Source organism: Paenibacillus sp. NPDC057886, from assembly GCF_042796655.1.
GTDB lineage: Bacteria > Bacillota > Bacilli > Paenibacillales > Paenibacillaceae > Paenibacillus.
Genome location: NZ_JBHVMZ010000001.1, coordinates 952,899 through 972,899 on the forward strand (window position 1 = coordinate 952,899; position 20,001 = coordinate 972,899).

Annotated in this window: 15 protein-coding genes and 1 other annotated feature; of the genes, 12 read left to right on the plus strand and 3 right to left on the minus strand. The window is 46.0% G+C overall.

Going from position 1 to position 20,001, the window contains the following annotated elements; genetic code table 11:
* Nucleotides 1-63: 63 nt before the first annotated feature.
* Entirely contained in the window at nt 64-1,587 is a 1,524-nt protein-coding gene (locus ACFVQB_RS04355; RefSeq protein ID WP_379435165.1) for a sensor histidine kinase, read from the minus strand.
* Complete coding sequence (locus tag ACFVQB_RS04360) at nt 1,587-2,270, minus strand: response regulator transcription factor (protein ID WP_063563521.1); 684 nt, start codon at nt 2,268-2,270, stop codon at nt 1,587-1,589. Before ACFVQB_RS04360 ends, ACFVQB_RS04355 begins: the two co-directional genes overlap by 1 nt.
* Nucleotides 2,271-2,473: 203 nt before the next feature.
* Between ACFVQB_RS04360 and ACFVQB_RS04365 the strand changes: the two genes are divergently transcribed.
* The 7 genes from ACFVQB_RS04365 to ACFVQB_RS04395 all read left to right on the plus strand — a co-directional run bounded on the left by ACFVQB_RS04365 (nt 2,474) and on the right by ACFVQB_RS04395 (nt 10,535).
* Nucleotides 2,474-4,726 (plus strand): glycosyltransferase family 39 protein, encoded by a 2,253-nt coding sequence (locus ACFVQB_RS04365; protein ID WP_379435166.1) that lies wholly within the window; start codon nt 2,474-2,476, stop codon nt 4,724-4,726.
* Between the two features lie 73 nt (nt 4,727-4,799).
* The gene (locus ACFVQB_RS04370; RefSeq protein WP_379435167.1) at nt 4,800-5,786 is read left to right on the plus strand and encodes a glycosyltransferase family 2 protein; all 987 of its coding nucleotides are present in this window, start codon (nt 4,800-4,802) and stop codon (nt 5,784-5,786) included.
* Nucleotides 5,779-6,216 carry a GtrA family protein gene (locus tag ACFVQB_RS04375; protein ID WP_379435168.1) on the plus strand — a complete coding sequence of 146 codons (438 nt, stop codon included), beginning with the start codon at nt 5,779-5,781 and terminating at the stop codon, nt 6,214-6,216. Before ACFVQB_RS04370 ends, ACFVQB_RS04375 begins: the two co-directional genes overlap by 8 nt.
* A gap of 1 nt (nt 6,217) precedes the next feature.
* Nucleotides 6,218-7,090 (plus strand): UTP--glucose-1-phosphate uridylyltransferase GalU, encoded by an 873-nt coding sequence (gene galU, locus ACFVQB_RS04380; protein ID WP_379435169.1) that lies wholly within the window; start codon nt 6,218-6,220, stop codon nt 7,088-7,090.
* 151 nt (nt 7,091-7,241) lie between these two features.
* Complete coding sequence (locus ACFVQB_RS04385; RefSeq protein WP_379435170.1) at nt 7,242-8,087, plus strand: class I SAM-dependent methyltransferase; 846 nt, start codon at nt 7,242-7,244, stop codon at nt 8,085-8,087.
* A 190-nt stretch (nt 8,088-8,277) separates the two neighbouring features.
* Nucleotides 8,278-8,555 (plus strand) — a binding site (T-box leader).
* A 119-nt stretch (nt 8,556-8,674) separates the two neighbouring features.
* Nucleotides 8,675-9,760 carry an aspartate-semialdehyde dehydrogenase gene (gene asd / locus ACFVQB_RS04390; protein WP_379435171.1) on the plus strand — a complete coding sequence of 362 codons (1,086 nt, stop codon included), beginning with the start codon at nt 8,675-8,677 and terminating at the stop codon, nt 9,758-9,760.
* Nucleotides 9,761-10,274: 514 nt separating this feature from the next.
* A complete protein-coding gene (locus ACFVQB_RS04395; protein WP_379435172.1) occupies nt 10,275-10,535 on the plus strand; it encodes a hypothetical protein in 261 nt (86 codons plus the stop codon).
* Nucleotides 10,536-10,626: 91 nt separating this feature from the next.
* Here the strand turns inward: ACFVQB_RS04395 and ACFVQB_RS04400 are convergent, their stop codons facing one another.
* The gene (locus ACFVQB_RS04400) at nt 10,627-11,595 is read right to left on the minus strand and encodes a bile acid:sodium symporter family protein (protein WP_063563531.1); all 969 of its coding nucleotides are present in this window, start codon (nt 11,593-11,595) and stop codon (nt 10,627-10,629) included.
* A gap of 140 nt (nt 11,596-11,735) precedes the next feature.
* On the opposite strand from ACFVQB_RS04400, the gene ACFVQB_RS04405 reads away from it, so the two are divergent.
* The 5 genes from ACFVQB_RS04405 (at nt 11,736) to ACFVQB_RS04425 (ending at nt 19,877) form a co-directional block, all read left to right on the plus strand.
* Nucleotides 11,736-12,212 carry a DUF6376 family protein gene (locus ACFVQB_RS04405; protein ID WP_072732655.1) on the plus strand — a complete coding sequence of 159 codons (477 nt, stop codon included), beginning with the start codon at nt 11,736-11,738 and terminating at the stop codon, nt 12,210-12,212.
* A 213-nt stretch (nt 12,213-12,425) separates the two neighbouring features.
* Nucleotides 12,426-13,181, plus strand: a complete 756-nt coding sequence (locus tag ACFVQB_RS04410; RefSeq protein ID WP_379435173.1) for an SDR family NAD(P)-dependent oxidoreductase — start codon at nt 12,426-12,428, stop codon at nt 13,179-13,181.
* Between the two features lie 474 nt (nt 13,182-13,655).
* Entirely contained in the window at nt 13,656-14,453 is a 798-nt protein-coding gene (locus tag ACFVQB_RS04415) for a sulfite exporter TauE/SafE family protein (RefSeq protein WP_379435174.1), read from the plus strand.
* A 192-nt stretch (nt 14,454-14,645) separates the two neighbouring features.
* Nucleotides 14,646-17,030 carry a polyprenyl synthetase family protein gene (locus ACFVQB_RS04420; RefSeq protein WP_379435175.1) on the plus strand — a complete coding sequence of 795 codons (2,385 nt, stop codon included), beginning with the start codon at nt 14,646-14,648 and terminating at the stop codon, nt 17,028-17,030.
* Nucleotides 17,031-17,240: 210 nt separating this feature from the next.
* On the plus strand, nt 17,241-19,877 hold the full coding sequence (locus tag ACFVQB_RS04425) for a PAS domain S-box protein (RefSeq protein WP_379435176.1): 2,637 nt from the start codon (nt 17,241-17,243) through the stop codon (nt 19,875-19,877).
* The last annotated feature ends 124 nt before the right edge of the window (nt 19,878-20,001 follow it).

Consider the following 20,001-nt stretch of genomic DNA (forward strand, 5'->3'; position numbering starts at 1 on the left):
TATTTGTCATGCGGTAAGAGCCGCAATAAAACGGAAAGCTGCGTCTTGCGAGCCTCGTTCACCTTAGGCTTCGCTCTTTACCAGTGGCAGTGAAATCGTAAATTCCGTTCCTGCGCCTACCTGACTGCGCACTGTAATTTTTCCGCCATACGACTCCACAATCGAGCGGGTAATGGCAAGGCCGAGACCGGCGCCCCCTTGTTTTCTTGAACGGGAAGAGCTTGTTCGATAGAAGCGTTCAAAGATATGAGGGAGATGTTCAGATTCAATCCCGGAACCGTTATCTTTGACGGTTAACTCGGCTTTATGCTGAACGGCATATAACGTGATGCTGATGGTTCCCTGATCTGAATCGGTGTGCTGTACTGCATTGTGAAACAGATTGAGTACAACCTGCTTCAATTTGTATGCATCCGCCATTACATGGACTTCAGCGGTCAGGTCAAGATGAACTTGTCTTTCCTGAGCCATCATGACCAGCTGTGGCTGCATTTCGAGCAGCAGACTGTCGAGTTGGATGACTTCCTGCTCCTGTTGAGGCGCCTGATCCAGTTTGGTCAGCATCAGCAGATCCTCTACAAGTTTGTTAATCCGTACCGATTCACCATACATGCTGTTCAAAGCGCTATATAATTGCTCGCTGTTGGAGGCTGCGCCGCGCTTGAGCACCTCAATGAATCCGTGAATGGAGGTAAGAGGGGTACGCAGTTCATGGGAAGCATCAGACAGAAAACGCTGCATCTGCTCTTTTGACTCCCGCTCCGCTTCAAACGAGTCTTCAAGTCTCTCGAGCATGCCGTTAAATGAAAGCGCCAGCTGATCCACTTCCTGTTGTCCCTGGACAGAAGGAAGACGTTCGGCCAAACTGCCTGCATCGATCCGTTGCACCGTATCTACCATACTGGACAAGGGAATCAGTGTCCGGCGAAGTGCCTTGGTGTAGAGAATGAGTCCAGCTACCATAGCCAGCAGAGATAACATCAAGAAGATCAGAAGCTGCTTCACAATCAGATCTTTTAACGGTTTTGTAGCGGTGCCCATCTGCACCATGGGTAAGCCGCGATTACGCGGTCCAGGCGAGGAGAAGACGATTAGCTGCTCATTGCCTCGATTATCCGTTACAATCCGGTACGGAACATGTTGTTTATCGTTGATCTGATCTGTGATGTTCTGATATTCAACTGACGTCAAGCGAGGAGCGGTCAGACCGTCTTCACCAAAGATGTCCTCGAAGCCATTTTGATTATCGAATAAGGCCAGTGAACGATCAGGAATGTACAAGAAACGATTGCCTGATCCTCTTGGATCTGATCCAGATTGCCCGCCAAAAGGATTATTTGTCGCACCACTTCGTGACGATCCGAGCCACACAGGGGGCATGGACATGAGCTGCTCTTCCATGGTTTTCGCCTGGTTGCGATACAGAAAGCTTTCCATGATCCAGAATTGAAGAATACCAATTAACAATAGCAGAGCAGCCAGAATGAACAGGGAGCGCGCGAGTAATTGAGAGCGGAGCGAACGTGGCGAAATCCATTGATGCAGCCATGTCCAAAGATGTTTATCTTTCTTTAATAAAGAGACCATCAGAGATCCACCCTGTATCCGACACCTCGAAGTGTACGAATGAGTTTATGCTCTTTATCCCCCAGCTTGTCACGCAAGGAGCGGACGTACACCTCCACAATATTCTCTTCTCCACCAAAATCGTATCCCCATACACGGTTCAGAATGGTCGCTTTACTCAGGACAATGCCATGATTAAGCACGATGAATTTTAATAGTTCATATTCGGTTGGAGATAACTCCAGAATCTGATCGTGATAGGTAATCTCTTTACGTTGATCATCAATTCGGAATGGACCATGAGTCACTGCCCCTATCAATAAAGGAAACTGATTACGCAGCCTTGCCTGAATTCGTGCAAGCAGTTCATCGAACGCAAAAGGCTTAATCATGTAATCGTCAGCCCCAAGCCATAGACCCTTTACCCGATTCTCGACTTCATCTTTGGCTGTCAGCATGATCACCCCGACCTGAGCCCCGCTTTTGCGCAGACGCTCAACAACCTCAAACCCATCCATCTCGGGCATCATGACATCCAGAATGGCCATATGTGGACGAAAGTCGAGTGCCAATTCAAGCGCAGCAGCTCCGTCCGGGGCCGTACGGACATCAAAGCCTTCATTGCTTAGTCCAAGCTCCAGAAATTGCAAAATATGTGGTTCATCATCTGCCAAAAGTATTTTAATGCCAGTACTTAGCTTCATAAGCAGGCGTTCCTCCCCGTTAAATCCATCGATTACATACCCTCAATTCTAAAAGTCTATATGCTGTATTATCGCTCGCCAAACTGAAAATTAGCTGAAAAGTTTGCAAGTTATCCTCAGGCAACATTCAGCGGGCACTCATCCCAGTTTTACTTTGGCATGTCACAATAGTAGACATGAAGAACTTGAAGGAGTGATTGAGATTGAATAACGCCAAACGAAGGATTGATCTGGTCCTTCTGCCGATTGTTTTACTGGCGGCATTTCTGAATGGATATGGCATCTGGAACGATCAATATGCCAATTCCTATTATACGACCGCGGTTGGGAGCATGCTGAGGAATTTCCATAACTTTTTCTACGCATCGCTCGACTCGGCTGGTTCGGTAACCGTAGACAAACCACCGGTTGTCTTCTGGATTCAAACCGCTTTTGCTTACGTTTTTGGATTGCATGGATGGAGTGTTATTTTACCGCAAGCGTTAGCGGGGATCGGTTCGGTGCTGCTGATATATTTCATGGTCAAGCCTACATTCGGTCTTGCCGCGGCGCGAATCTCGGCACTTGCGATGGCGACTGTTCCTGTTGTGGCAGCGGTCAGCCGTACCAACAATATTGACAGCATGCTGGTATTCACGCTGCTGCTGGGTTCATGGTTTTTGTTCAAGGGAAGCAAGCAAGGCAGTACGTGGCGTATCCTGGTTGCCTTTGCACTCATTGGACTTGCTTTTAATATGAAAATGCTGCAAGCCTACATGATTCTTCCGGCTTTCTACTTGTTCTATCTGCTTGCATTTAACGCAAAGTGTAGAAGAAAAATCATCCTGCTGATTGGAAGTACGGCGGTGCTGGCAGTCGTTTCCTTATCCTGGGCAGTCACCGTGGATTCTATACCGACAGATGAACGGCCTTATATCGGCAGCAGTGAAACCAATTCGGTGCTGGAGCTGGCTTTTGGATATAACGGCTTATCCCGTCTCACGGGACAACAGAACAGATCAGCGAATGCAGGCATGCCAAACGCCTCTGACGAAGGCAAGGTCCGTGGCAACACAACTTCCCAGACATCAGGATCCGATCAGTCGGGCAGCGGCTCGGCTCCAACAGGCAATCCACCGGGAAATGGTGAAATGGGTGGCATGAACGGAATGACTTTCCCGGGCGGTCAGATGCCAAACGGTGGCGAGATGCCTAATGGAAGGAATTTCGGAGGCGGTAATGGCGGTGGAGGCATGGGCGGCATGTTTGGTACCGGGGAAAAAGGTCCTCTGCGCTTATTCCAGACCGAACTGTCCGGTCAGGCCAGTTGGCTTTTGCCGATGGTATTGCTTGGCTGCATCGCCATTTTTGCAGGGTTAAGACGGAGAAACATAACCGATAAGCATAAAGAAGCTTTGTTCTGGCTGGCCTGGCTGCTTCCGGTAGCTGCTTTCTTCAGTGTGGCTGGTTTCTTCCATCAATATTATCTGATCATGCTCGCACCACCGGTAGCCGCATTAACTGGTGCGGGATTTGCAGCCATGTGGACCGCATATCGTGAACGCAATGGCTGGCAAGCATGGCTGCTTCCGTTATCCGTACTGCTTACGACCATCTTCGGCTGGTATATCATGCAGGTGTATAACGAGACTATTGGGGCAGGTTGGTCCATAGGTGAATTAATTGCTGGCATTCTGATCACGGTTATTCTGATTGTGATGCTTAATCGTTCACACCCATGGAAACAGGGATTGATCATCGCAGGCTTCATGGTCATGTTGATTGGTCCAACCTATTGGGCATTCACACCCATCACGTATGGAGGCAACAGCATGATCCCGGCGGCTGGACCTACAGGTTCCAATGGAATGTTCGGTGGAATGGGTATGGCTGTGGGAGATAGACAAGGTGATCGCAATGGTGGTGGTATGGATATGGCTCCGCCGAATGCATCAAATGACACCGACACCGATCAGGCTTTCCCATCGTCCGATGAAGCGGACCCGAACAATGCAGGCATGGGAACACTTCCGAATTCAGGAGGAAACATGAATGGCGGCGGAGGAATGCCTACAACAGGTGGTCGAGGTGGAGCGGGAAACCGCAACGAAGAAGTGGACACCACAACACTGAATTATCTGAGAGAACATAACACTGGTGAAACCTATCTCTTCGCAACGACGGACTATAACCAGGCAGCTCCTTATATCATCGACGAAAATGAAGCGGTTATTACGCTTGGCGGGTTCTCCGGCTCAGATCCGGTGTATACCACGGAAAAATTGGAACAACTCGTGAAAAGTGGACAAGTGAAATACTTCATGGTAGGTGGCATGGGCGGCCGAGGCGGCAGTTCTGATATTGGCGACTGGATCAAGGAGCATGGTACCGAAATTCCAACGTCAGAGTGGAAGACGGGTACGGATAGCGGTTCCGGTTTTGGCGGTCAAACCACTTTATATGAAGTGAAATTATAAGCGTGACCACATGACAAAACATGTGAACTTGAAACGTTCGAACGAAAACAATGGGAAAAGGGAGGGGACGAACATGGCTCAAAAGTGCCGTTACAGCATTATCATTCCAATGTATAACGAGGAAGCGGTGATTGAGGAAACCTATCGGCGTCTGAAAAAAGTCATGGGCAGTACGGGAGAGAGTTACGAACTGCTGTTTGTCAATGACGGTAGCGTGGACCAAAGTGCACAGATGATCCGTGACTACGCCCGTTGGGACGAGAGTGTAAAGCTGATTGATTTTGCACGCAACTTCGGTCACCAGATCGCGATTACGGCAGGGATGGATTATGCAGTAGGTGATGCAGTCGTCATTATTGATGCGGATCTTCAGGACCCTCCCGAGCTGATATTGGACATGATCGCCAAGTGGAAAGAGGGCTATGAGGTTGTCTATGCCCGTCGGACCAGACGAAGCGGGGAAACCCGCTTCAAGAAATGGTCGGCAAGCCTGTTCTACCGCGTACTGCGTGCGTCGACGGATACGGATATTCCAGTGGATACTGGGGATTTTCGCCTGATGGATCGCAAGGTATGTGATGAGATGAAACGTCTTCCGGAAAAGAATCGATTTGTCCGCGGTCTGGTCAGTTGGGTAGGGTTCCGTCAGACGGCCATTGAGTATGAACGGGATGAACGCTTGGCAGGGGAGACGAAATACCCGCTGAAACGCATGCTGAAGCTGAGTCTGGACGGCATTACATCATTTTCACACAAACCGCTCAAGCTTGCAGGTTACGTGGGAGCTGTTCTATCCATCGGCGGTTTCATCTATATGCTAAGTGTCATTGCTTCAGCGATTTTTACAGATTCAACGATCAAAGGATGGCCCTCGATGGTCAGCATCATGCTGATCTTTAACGGCTTCATTCTGATTATGCTGGGCATCCTTGGTGAGTATGTTGGCCGAATCTATGATGAAACCAAGGCGCGTCCGCTATACATCGTAAGAGATGTGTATCAGGTGGAGAGTCAGTCGAGTCAGTCAAGGTTAGCGGGCAGAGTTGCTCATCATGACTAATCGTTTGGTCACTTTATTTAAGTTCGGAATTGTGGGCGTCCTGAATACGGCGGTGGATGCAATAGCATTCACATTGCTCGCTGCCGCAGGCACACCTGCTCTAATTGCCCAGGTGATCTCATATAGCTGTGGGGTCATGAACAGCTACTGGTGGAACGGCAGATGGACCTTCCAGGATGCGAGAAGGCAGGGCAAAAAGAACGAAATCATGCGTTTTGTAATCACCAATCTCGTGGTTCTCGCGTTATCCTCCCTGATTCTGTACATCTGCAATAGTACATTAGGTTGGAGCGTTGTAATGAGTAAAATACTGGTGACTCTCTCGGGCATGGTTATAAACTATATTGCCAGTCGGTATTGGGTGTTCCGCGCAGATCCCGTTCAAGGGTCTGACCCTTCATCTGATGCTAATGAAAGGAGTGTTTCATGATATGAGAATTAAAAAAGCAGTCATTCCGGCAGCGGGGCTTGGCACCCGATTTTTGCCGGCAACCAAGGCACAACCCAAAGAAATGCTGCCAATAGTGGACAAACCGGCCATTCAATACATTGTGGAAGAAGCGGTACAATCGGGCATTGAAAATATCATTATCGTAACCGGACGCAATAAAAAATCGATCGAGGATCATTTTGACAAATCGGTTGAATTGGAGCATTCCCTGTACGCCAAAGGCAAGCAAGCACTACTGGAAGAAGTGCAAGCGATCAGCGAAATGGCCAGTATTCATTTTATCCGTCAAAAAGAGCCGCTGGGATTGGGCCATGCGATTGGATGTGCACGTCAGTTTGTGGGAGATGATCCGTTCGCGGTACTGCTTGGAGATGATATTATGGTGTCTGATCCACCGGCGCTCGCACAGATGATTCATTTATATGAAAAGACAGGCAGCCAGATTGTTGGCGTGCGGCAGGTGCAGGCTGCTGACGTGAGTAAATACGGGATTATTGATTCACAGGGGGCAGAGGATCGGGTACATCGGATCACCAATTTGGTAGAAAAGCCTTCAATTGCAGAAGCGCCCTCGCGAACAGCCGTGATGGGACGCTATATACTCAAACCTTCCATCTTTCCCATTCTCGATCGAATCGAGAGAGGAGCTGGAGGAGAATATCAGCTAACGGATGCGCTAAAAGAAGTAAGCCAGGTGGAAGAGCTGCTGGCCCTTGAGCTTGAGGGACGCCGCTACGATATTGGCGATCAGTTCGGATATATTCAGGCGATCTTGGAGATCGGACTGATGCGTAAGGAATTACAGCCCATGCTGACTCCATATCTTCAGAAGCTTGCAACCCAGTGGGGATAGGGGGTCATATGTAGCAGAGGTTTATATCTGCTGTAGGACGGGGGATCCTCCGTGCCATGGTTCTGGCATAGACTCCAGCATTGTACAATGGTGCCTGTCACGCTACAATGAGCTTGAAGTTCAAGTTGCTCTTTGAGGAGTGAAGGATCATATGAATGAATCTGTCATAAAGGATCTTATTCAGTATATGGACGTGGAAGACAACGCCGCCATTCAATACATTCAGACCGAGCATCGGATGAAACTGGGACTCTTTTGGGGAATCCGGGAAGGTAGCCGCGTTCTGGAAATCGGTTGTGGTCAGGGGGATACAACGGCCGTGCTTGCGCAATTGGTGGGGGAGCATGGGTACGTTCATGGTGTAGACATTGCACCAGAGGATTATGGTGCACCACTGACCGTAGGGGAAGCGGCAGCCAAGTTGCGGAAATCTCCGCTGGGTGACCGAATTCGAATGGATTATGATTTCGACATTTTAAGTGATCAGGCCCAATTCGCTGAAAATGAGTTTGATGTGATTGTACTTTCCCATTGTTCATGGTATCTGAAATCATTTGACGAACTCGCGCAGATTCTTAGCAAGGTTAGGACATGGGGACATCAGCTATGTTTCGCCGAATGGGATGCAAGAGTTACAGATGTGAGCCAGCTCTCGCACTGGTTATCCGTTCTGATTCAGTCCCAGATCGAATGCTACAAGGAGAACAGCTTCTCCAATGTGCGCACGCTCTTTACACCGGAGGATATCCAAGAGCTTGTCTATGCGACGGGCTGGACGATTAAGGAAGAGGTTTCGATCCATTCTCCCGAGCTGCAGGACGGTCGCTGGGAAACCGAAATGACACTGGAAGAAGCGCCTGTGGAACTGAAAATGCTTCCGATCCCGGACAAGGTAAAAACCCTACTTCTTTCCGAATTGAAGTTACTTAGGACACATCATGCCGCAGGGCCTGGGAGTCCATTGGGAACGTATGCCATTGTTGCGAAAAAGCAGTAAAGAAATAGCCAATTGCAGCAATTTATAAGAAAAACGTCTATCGACGTACTTTCACAGAAGACAGACCGCGTTTAGCTGAAGTTTTTCTTGCGATAATTGAATTGTTCAGCTCCGCTGAAAACGTATAAATTCCATGATCTAAAAAAATGTGTTTACTTCACGATGGTAATTTTGATATTATAATCGCAATACAAATGCGACGAAGAGATGAGTAGATAAAAGGTTTCTTTCACAGAGAGCTCCGGCAGCTGAAAAGGGGTAAAGAATTTTTTGTTGAATAAAGACTCAGAGCAGCACATCGGAACTTTAAGGATTGAGGGATGGTGTGACAGGAGCTCCTGTTACAGAGCGAGAGTATAAGCGGATACGGCATGATTGAATGCGGTTATCCTTAACTCGAAGAGGCTGGTATGGCGACATAGTGGCGAATCTGGGTGGTACCACGAGTGTAACAATCTCGTCCCTGAGACTTTTGTCTTGGGGATGGGATTTTTTGGTTTTTTTCCGGGATGTTGGCTACACGCTTTGGAAATGCCTGAATAGTGTTTAATAAGGGAAAACTCACACCGAAAGGAAATGATGATTTTATGTCAGCAAAATTGAAAGTCGGTATCGTCGGAGGAACGGGGATGGTAGGTCAGCGTTTTGTAGATCTGCTCAATGAACACCCATGGTTTGAAGTAACGGCTATTTCAGCAAGTGCCAACTCGGCAGGCAAAACATACGAAGAGTCCGTACAAGGCAGATGGAAGCTCGCTGTTCCGATCCCGGAAGCAGTGAAAAACATTGTTGTGCAGGATGCTTCCCAAGTGGAAGCTTTTGCGAGCCAGGTTGATTTTATATTCTGTGCTGTGGATATGAAAAAAAATGAAATTCAAGCGCTCGAAGAGGCTTATGCCAAAACGGGAACTCCGGTTGTTTCCAACAACTCGGCTCACCGCTGGACTGCGGATGTGCCAATGGTCATTCCGGAAATTAACCCAGGACATCTGGACGTGATTGAAGCTCAACGCAAACGTCTCGGAACCAAAACCGGATTCATCGCGGTTAAACCAAACTGCTCGATTCAAAGCTATGTGCCTGCACTTCACGCGTTGCGTGAGTTCAATCCAACTCAAGTGGTGGCTTCCACATACCAAGCGATCTCTGGCGCAGGTAAAAACTTTACCGACTGGCCGGAAATGCTGGATAACGTGATTCCATATATCGGTGGCGAGGAAGAAAAAAGTGAACAGGAGCCGCTGCGTATCTGGGGAAGCATTCAAAATAATGAGATTGTAAAAGCTTCCTCACCATTAATTACGACACAATGTATTCGTGTTCCGGTAACGGATGGTCACCTGGCGACAGTATTTGTATCCTTTGAGAAAAAACCATCCAAAGAAGAAATTCTGGAGCGTTGGTTACAATTCAAAGGTCGCCCGCAAGAACTGGGTCTGCCAAACGCACCGAAACAGTTCATTACGTACTTTGAAGAAGAGAACAGACCACAAACCAAGCTGGATCGTGACATCGAGCGCGGTATGGGCGTATCAACGGGCAGACTGCGCGAAGACTCCCTGTATGATTACAAATTTGTAGGGCTGTCCCACAACACGCTGCGCGGAGCAGCAGGCGGTGCTGTTCTGATCGCTGAATTGCTCAAAGCTGAAGGATATATTCAGCCGAAATAAACAGGTATTGTAGAAATAGGAATAGAAGTTAAAGAAAATCACTGACAGGCTACCCCTTTTAGTAGACAAGAGTAAAGAGACATCTGGGAAGATGAATTTATTTTTGTTGAACAGAGGGGTATTTTTATATCAATACAAGCCGTTGGTGTACCTGATGGGCTTCATCCCAATCAGGCCGGACATGAAAGACTTGCCTCCAGAATCGTGGGCTTTCTGAATACGTTGTGATACCACCTTGTGAATTAGTGTGAGGAAAATGGAAACAGATTGAATATGGCCTGCAGGGTAGGCACTTTAATCATAAGTGCATTCACTCATTGCAGGTCCTTTGTGTATTGGAGATTCGAGATAAGTTATAAAAAATATATGTCAAAACTAATATGGTAAATATTACATTGTAAATTCATGAGATTTCCGGTATTTTTATTAACGGCAAACTTATATTCTATAACTTAGAGGTAGATTGTCTTAGCAGGTAGCCATTGAAATGAAGAAGAAAGGAGGAAGAAATATTATGTCAGAAGTTGCTAATCAAAGAGTACATAAACCAGGACCACCGCCAGTAAGTTTCGGTAGTTGGATGCTCACGTTGTTCCTTATGATGATCCCGCTTGTAAACATTATTATGTTGTTTGTTTGGGCATTTGGAGATTCGAATCCTTCGAAAGCCAATTATGCCAAAGCAGCGTTGCTGTGGGCAGCGATCGGAATTGTTATTTATATTCTTGTGTTCGTGCTCATCATTGGAGCTGGAATTTCGCTCTCGGATTACTAGGTTTATGAATGCGTAGCTTGATATTAGTTTGAACCAAAAAAACGCCGACAATAATGAATGTCGGCGTTTTTTTTAATTTCCTTATGCTGCACTAGGCCGCAGAAGTCTTATCGGCATTGTGAAGAGTCTGCGAGCGGCGGCCAAGCAGGTATCCTGCAAGCGAGGCCAACATCTGCTGAAATACCATGCCGAGTACAACCGGGACGGCAACTGGTGGAGGGAAATACGATACGGCAAGCACCGCTCCCGCACTAATATTGCGCATGCCTCCGTTGAATACAAGTGCGACTTGATCGGCTTCATTCCAACCGAGCAATCGGGCAACAAAGTAACTTAGAGCATAGCCAAATGAGGCCAGAAAAATAATGATGGCTGCTAGACCAGCGAGCTGCCAGTTAAAGTCAGCCAAATAGGGAGCAACAACAGAGCCATTAATCGCGACAACCGCTGCCATGAATAATTTGGAGAATGGATTTAGCCTTGGCCCCCAGACCGGAACAATGGCCCCTTTGGTCCATTCATTCAAAAGCATTCCGAGCAAGGAGGGGACAACGATCATCCAGAATAGACTGCTCATCATGGCTGCTATATCCAGCGATACGCTAGTGCCAATCAGCAAGGATAACACACCGGGTACCACGAAAGGAGCAAGCATGGTGTCAATCAGGATAATCGACAGCGTCAGAGCGATATTGCCCCGATAGATACTGACCCAGATAAAGCTGCTCACACCTGTCGGAATAACGGCAGCCAGAACAAGGCCGGTTATCGTGTAGGCATCCGTTGGGAAGACCAGGTGACCCATGCCCAGAGCAATCAGAGGCATCGCCAGATGCAAAATAAAAAGACAAACAAACAGTGGAAAAGGCTTCTTCAGCACGTTCACAAAATCCCGTATCCCGAGACTGATGCTTCCGGCAAACGTCATGAACGCAAAAAGCCATGGCGACAAAAAGGTATAAGAAGAAAGAAGACTCCCGCAAAGAACGCCAATAATAATGCTGATTGGGGTAATCAGTGGCATGATGCGGTTCAAGCGTACATTTAAGGCCTGAAGCATATTCATGACATCCCTTTACCGTGTGATTTCTTTATTATACATGTTAATAACGCTGAATGCAGACCCATTTGCAATGAAGCATACGGAGCAGTTATCATAAATCTGGAAGAAACACTTCATTTGAAGAAGGGGAGATGATCATGATTAAACGGAAAAGAAAGCACACATTAATGATGGCAGGCCTCATTGCGTCAAGTATTCTTGTGATATCCGCCTGTTCTGTTGTAGAACAAGCGAATCAAAGTTTGAATTACGTTAGTGGGGCTACTGATTATATAGAGCAAGTATCGAACGCCGGAGCCGATCTGCAAGAACTCGCATCTGGAGCGGTGAGTAACCCGGAAATAACAACTCAGGTACAGGAGAAAATTGATCAGATTCAGGCGGAAGCCAGCGAATTCTCTCAACTGACAGCACCAGCGATAGGGGAAAGCATTCATGAAAATCTGGTCAGTTACAACAATCAATTAACCGAAGTGGTGGGTCAATTTGAGAACACGCTTGCAGAGCAGGGTTTTACGGCAGAAAACTGGGAGAAGACAGGGATTCCCGAATTGATCACCAATATTAATGGTTTAAAAGATCCGTTAAGCGGGCTTGGAATCGAAGCCAACTAACCTTTAAACAAGCATGGCCTTGAGCAATAGCAGGGTCCTCCCGGGAAAAGGGCACTATACAAGAGTGGTTTAATCACTTGTGTACAGTGTCTTTTTTTCATGCTTTTAATTTTTCGAGCCCGCTTTGAAGTCGGATGAATATTTAGCTTCGCACTAGCAAAACTATATAGTGGATTTATGTGTGTGATATTACATTTAAAGGAGACCTGCGTTATGTCTGAACAAAATGGAAAAGTAATCATTATCACCGGCGGAGCGAGTGGTATTGGTAAGGAAACAGCGCTGCAACTTTCGGATTTGGGTGCAACAATTGTTGTAGCAGACTATAACGAAGAGGGTGCCAAAAAGCTTGCATCGCAGATTGAAGCAGGTGGCGGCACAGCCGGGGCATACAAAGTGGACGTGTCCAAAGGAGATGAGATCAAAGCCCTGATCGACTGGACCGTAGAGAAATACGGAACATTGAGCGGTATGTTCAACAACGCTGGCATTGGACTCGTGAAGCCATTTCTGGAGATGGACCCGGAATCCTATCACAGAGTAATCGATGTGGATCAGCATAGTGTGTATTACGGCATGTATTATGGCGCGAAGAAAATGGTTGAATTGAATGTACAGGGGACCTTTGTCAATACAGCATCGATCTATGGCAGTATTGCCGCTGTGGGAAGCTTTAACTACAATGCAGCCAAGGCAGCTGTCGTGATGATGTCCAAATCCGGTGCCTTGGAACTTGCCGAGCATGGCATTCGTGTGGTTGGTGTAGCGCCAGGTTTCATTGAGACACCGATTCTGGGTGATGACAGAGCAATGAAGGACGCGCTTGCCACCCAACATATGCGGGGAGAGCTCATTCAACCGGAGAAAGTAGCGAGTGTTGTTACCTTCCTGTTCAGTGACGCTGCCAGTGCAGTGAATGGTACAACGGTTGCAGTAGATGATGGATTCCTCAGCTTCAAAACAAAATAAGATTTGAGCTGTAAGGTAGCCCAGTTCGTCTTGGAAAATAAAAGAAAAAACGGTGCAGAACGAATAAATCGTTCTGCACCGTTTTTTTTGCATCTATTATTATGGAGAGTATTTATTATGAAAATAATTCTATATAGTCATCCCGGTAGTTCAGATATCATGATACAATAAGCAGGCATGCGTCTTTTATCATTTTGTGGTGTCATAGACAATACGCACACCGAGAGAGCCATAGCTCTCTTCTTTGTAGTGACATTGGGAGCATGCTTTTGTAGCACATAACGCATCACTGTGAACTTGTAATTTTTCGTTGCATAGCGGGCATTTATTTTCAAAAAGAGTCTTCAACACGTTAAACATGCTTAATCACTCATTTCGGATTAATTTACTTGGTTTTTATTATAGCCGATTATTTTAACTGCGTATACTGTTTTTTGCATCATTTTTTACACCGCAAGAAAGGAAGAAAAACCGATGGATACTCTGCTTTTTGTCATCATGTTTATACTGGGTCTGGTCGGTTCCTTCTTCTCCGGTTTGTTGGGTATTGGTGGAGCCATAATTAATTACCCGCTGTTGTTGTATGTACCTTCTCTCATGGGGCTGGAGCCGTTCTCGGCACATGAGGTATCATCGATCAGTATGTTCCAGGTGTTTTTTGCCTCACTCGCTGGTGTGATAGCCTACTTTAGGAGAACAGGGAATGGGAAAAAGAGTGAAGTTCTCATTCATAAAGGTCTGGTGGCTTATATGGGCTCCAGTATTCTTGTTGGCAGTCTGATTGGCGGCTTCATATCCGGTCATCTGAATGGAGAAGTCATCAATCTGATCTATGGCATTCTGGCCATTATTGCGATTGTGCTCATGCTGATCCCTGGTAAGGGAACAGAAGGCTCTACTGGACAGCTGACATTCAACACATATGTTGCGGCAGGATCGGCTCTTGCCGTGGGGATCGTCTCGGGAATTGTCGGTGCGGGTGGTGCTTTTATATTAATTCCGATCATGCTCACCGTGCTTAAGATCCCTACCCGGACGACCATTGCTTCTTCGCTTGCGATTGTGTTCATCTCCGCCATCGGTGGGGTAGTGGGAAAGATTCTGGGTGGAGATATTCCGCTGGAGCCCATCATTTATACGGTTATCGGGAGTCTGCTTGGAGCTTCACTTGGTTCCAAAGTTAGTTCAATGATTAATGTGAGACTGCTTCGGTACGGACTGATGGTTCTTATCGCCATTACAGCAGTGAAGGTATGGTCTTCGATTTTGTAAAACCACATAGGATTGAAGCGTCCATGACGATTTCGTAACCAAACGGATGGAATGCCGTATAAAGGTTATGAACATGAGCTGGCGAATTTGTTGTTGTTTCATGAATTCACATCAGTTTTCGTCCATGGAGCACCCTCAAACTCCTTTCATGGATACATGTTTAACATTATGAGAAGTTGAGGTATCCATCCTATGAATAACGTACTCACAGATCAGGCTGATGCAGGATATCGGCTGGCTGAGCAGAAGGCAGCTCAGTATTTTACTTCTCTTCATGAACAACTTCTGGATAATACGTATACCACTGCGCTTACGCAAGATATTCACTTGTGGCAAAAAAAACATATTCAACCTTTTTCCTGGTTATCCTTTTTATCACCAAGTCAAAGAAAACCGGATTTCCGGGATGCTCATAGATATATCCATTGGCTAAATGTTACAGGCAAACTGGATGATTACCTGGATCGCAGTATTTCTTACATTTATATGCGAGATCTGGGCAAAGCACTGGATTCCCCGGATACCCAAGCACGCATTCAGCGTGTCGCTCAGGATACCAAAGCGTATTTTATGCGTTCAAATACAACCCACCGCAAGGGAAGCCCGGATTATATCAGTCTGGCCGCCTTGTATCGCTGGGCTCAGAAGGAGAACGTGGAAACAGCTGTTATCTGGGTAATCAGCAAATTAAAGAATGTCGCTTCCAATATCCCCAAGGAACTGGACGCAGAACAGGCACAGCGCAAGTTACTCAAGATCATTCTTGGTGTTGTTCTGCATGTGAACGATGATATGAATGATGAGACTCCCAAAGCCGAGCGTTCCGAGAGGCTGGATGCTGCGATTCGGCTTGGTTATTCTTACGGGTTAACCTATCCATTTATTGATGACCTGCTTGATTCACAGGCTTTGACCGTACAAGAGAAGGAACAGTACTCTCTCCTGATCAGGGATGCGCTTCTCACCGGAATTGTGCCGGACATCGGCGAATGGAACGGAGCCAATCTCGATGTCATTCGATATGTTCATTCCGAGCTGCGAGATGCCTTCGAGTATATCAAGAACTATCAGCGTCTTGAGACTCAGCGCACGTTCTTCGAGCAATCTTACGTATTCTTTCAGTCCCAGGAAATAGACCGGGCCAAGAAACTATCCAATGCGAATTATTCCAATGATGAACTTTATATCCCGATTATTATCAAATCCTCTTCTTCCAGACTCATTGTTCGTTCCGTCCTCAGTGCATCTGCGGATGAAGGTTTTGATCTGCGGACATTCTATTATGGCATTTACAATCAGCTCGCAGACGATTTCGCTGATATGTTTGACGATATGGAGGAGGGGACAGTGACCCCTTATACCTACTATCTGAAGTATCGTGACCTACGGCCCGATCTGATCAATCCGTATGAACTATACTGGGCGGTGATCTCTTATCTGATTCATAAGGTGTACCATTCGGATGCGAAGACCCGTGAGGTCATACTGGATCGTGCTATTAATGGTCTTAAGCGTTGTAAAGAGCGTTTGGGTCAAGATCAATACAACGAAGTGATGAATATTTTTGCCTCCGGACAACCGGAATTCAATCGCCTAATTCAACAAATGGTGCGAAAAGCCGATGATGTGGATTTCTTGGATAAATTGCTCCGGGATCAGGTCATCATTCAATTGCAGAACGATAAGCAGGAAAAACAGGATTTTCTGGATACGATTCGCACGGTTCGTGAGCAGATCAATATAGAATTGCAGATTTCCAAGCCGAGTGGACTTCCAGAGATGAAAGAAACGCTTATTGATGCAGCGAATTACAGTCTGCAAGGGGATGGGAAGCGGCTAAGGCCGATACTGACCTGGGTTATGGGTGTGCGTGAATATGGACTACATGAATCGTCTATCGTTCCTCTTCTGAGATCACTGGAGTACATGCATACAGCTTCACTGATCTTTGATGATCTGCCGACTCAGGATAATGCTTCGACCCGACGAGGTCGTTCCACCTTGCATCAGGTGCATAACAGTGCGACAGCAGAATTAACGGGTTTATTTCTCATTCAAAAAGCCATTGGCGAGCAATCTTCCCTTAATCAGTTTGATGCCGCAACCGTGCTCACCCTGATTCAATATTCGGCTGAAAAAGCAGAAGATATGTGTATGGGACAGGCGATGGATCTGAACGCCAAAGGAAAAGCACTGACCTTGGAACAATTGAACATGATTTGTTTCTACAAAACAGGCATTGCTTTCGAGGCTGCACTTGTGATGCCGGCCATTCTGGCTCAGGTGAAGGAAGTGGAGATTGCATCCTTGAAGAAGTTTGCATATCATGCGGGTATCGCCTTTCAAATCAAGGATGATCTGCTGGATCTGGAAGGGGACCATCTTGTACTTGGTAAACCGGCAGGTCAGGATGTGCGGAACAACAGTTCAACCTTTGTCTCGATTCTGGGTGAGGAAGGCGCAAAGAAAGAGATGTGGCAGCACTATTGTCTCGCAACCGATGCGTTGAACGAGATGCCAAAGCCGATCTCTTTTCTGAGACATCTGTTGGATTACATCATTGGACGGGAGCGGTGACATATTTTTCTGACCAATCCATGCTTCACATGGGTTATAATGAATTAAACGACAAATGCCTGGATTCCATACTTATAGAATCCAGGTCTTGTTTTGTTTCAAGGACAAATCTTTAAAAAATGAGATGTTTCAACAATTGAAAAACGGGTTATTAAGCAAATATTGTGTTTTTAATAACTTGGAGTTTATACAATAAAAGGAGAGCTCAAGATGCAGGTTCAAAAGGTCGATCATCACGAATTGTTTGAGCAGATTTATAATCAAGCACCTATTGGGATTGCGCTCCTTGCTCCGTCAGGACATTGGATGAAAGTGAATCCTGCTTTTTGCTGTATGCTAGGTTATACAACTGAAGAAGTAATGCTTCTCAATTACCAGGACCTCACTCATCCCGATGATTGTGCACTGGATTCGATCTATGAGCGTGAATTGTTTGAAGGTAAATCGAAGGAGCTTAAATACGAAAAGCGTTACATCCAAAAAAATGGTGACGTGTTATGGGTTGCGTTACACATATCGTTGGCTCGGGACGAAATAACAGATGAGCCTCTTTATTTTATTTGCCACGCTCTGGATATTTCGGATCGTAAAACCTCCGAACAAAAGCTTCTTCACAGTGAAGAGATGTTCAAGCTCATTTCAGACAACGCACAGGAAATCATATATGTCGCTACCTTTGATGGTATTTGTCGCTACTGTTCTCCCTCAATCAGTACGCTGCTCGGTTATTCGTCAGAAGAAGTGGTTGGTAGAAACAATAACGCGTATTTCCATCAACAAGATCTGGAACGTATCTCGCAGATGGACTTGAACACAGGTAATCTGTTGAACATAAGGGTTCGCCATAAAGATGGGCACTATCTTTGGTTTGAAACAACATATAAGATTATCGGAGACTCCAAGCATGAACAACAAATTCTTGCGATTGGTCGAGATATATCGGAGAGAAAGAAACATGAGGAAATTAGTGCGGAAGCTGAGCGCATTGCCATGATCGGCAGTTGGGAGTGGGACATGGTCAATGACCATGTTTCAATGTCCGATCAGATATTTGAGATTTTTGAAATAGACAACAATAAACCTTATAAGGCGAGCAATATCTTTACATTCATGGAGCCATCAGAGGAGCAGCGGTTGAAGGAATGTATTGAATGGGTGAAAAAAGGAGAACCGCTTGATTTTGAATATCGGCATCTAGGGACTGACGGTAAAGAAAAGTATCTTCATCTGAGAGGGTTAATCACCTATGATGAATATCATCAACCGATACAGTTAAACGGAACATTGCAGGATATCACTGAACGTAAACTTGTGGAATTCAAACTTCAGGAATCAGTGGAACGCTATACTTCACTCAAAAAATATAATCATGATGCCATCATTTCCTTTGACATGGACGGGAATATCATAAATGCCAATCCGGTAGCCATGAAAGTGACAGGATGCCCGGTTGTGGAAATGATTGGAACTAGCATATCTAGGTTTATCGGACTGTATCATCTTGGACTTATCCTCAATAGCCATTATGAGATGGCTGAAAAAGAGATCAACGCTATTCAGCACACAGATGGTTATGAGACAGAAGTGTTGGCAACCCTTGCTCCGATCATTATTAATGAAAAAAATGTAGGCTTCTACCTGATTGCGAAGGATATTACAGAGCAGAAAAAGCTTCTTGTAGCCAAAGAAACGGCCGAACGAATGAATAAGGCAAAAAGTGAATTTTTGGCGATGATGAGCCATGAAATCCGTACACCCATGAACGGAGTGATCGGGATGACGGATTTGCTTCTGGATACGCCAGGACTTAGCGGAGAACAAAAGGAATACATTGAAATTATCCAAAAGAGCGGGGATTCGTTGCTTGCGATTATCAATGATATCCTGGACTTTTCCAAGATAGAGTCGGGTAAAACTGATCTGGTGGATGAACCCTTTGATCTCAGGGGAATCGTGACAGAGACGGTTGATATTGTAACGCCAATGATTCGGGAGAAACAGCTGGATCTTCGTCTAAGCCTGGATGATGCGATTCCGATTCCCGTATTTGGGGATGCTTACCGTCTGAAACAAGTCCTTACCAACATCATTGGGAATGCTGTGAAGTTCACCTTAGAAGGCAGTGTTGAAATCGAGGTGAAAGTTATCGGACAAAAATATAATGATGTTCAATTTCAATTCAAAGTGAAGGATACGGGGATTGGAATCCCAGCTGAGAAGAGAGAGCATTTATTTGAAGCCTTCTACCAATTGGAGAACTTCATGACTCGCAAGCCTCAAGGTACTGGCCTTGGGCTGGCGATCAGCAAGAAGCTTATAGAGCTCATGGAGGGAGATATCTGGATTGAAGAATCCAATGAGCCAGGGACCACATTTGTATTTACAGTTTCGTTTAAAACGACTAACATCGAGGAAATGAGCAGTTACGATCTTCAACAGAAAAAGAACAAGACAGATCTATTGCGAATTTTAATCGCTGAAGACAATGAAGTGAACCAGCTTGTTCTACGCCGAATGATTGAAAAGAAAGGACATCTTGTGGATTATGTGGTGAACGGTGTAGAAGCCGTTGAAGCTGTTAAACGGAGTGCGTATGATATTGTATTTATGGATGTGCACATGCCTCGACTGAACGGATTTGAAGCGACCAAAGTGATTAAGGAATCATTGCGGCCAGAGGCATGCCCTTATATTGTTGCGGTTACTGCGAACGCAGTTAGAGGGGATATGGACAAATGTCTGAAGGCTGGAATGGATGCGTATGTAAGCAAACCAATTAAAAGTGAATCCATTATGCAAGTGATGGAGGAGTTTTTCAAAATAAAGAAACAACCCGGTCGTTTATGATTTTGCAAAACAGTCCCCATCAATTGCATACAATTGAGTTCAACATTCCGTAGGAACGAGACTCTTGATCGGCAATGGAGCCGCTAACTTATCGATGGATAAGTTAGCGGTTTTTTTGGCACAT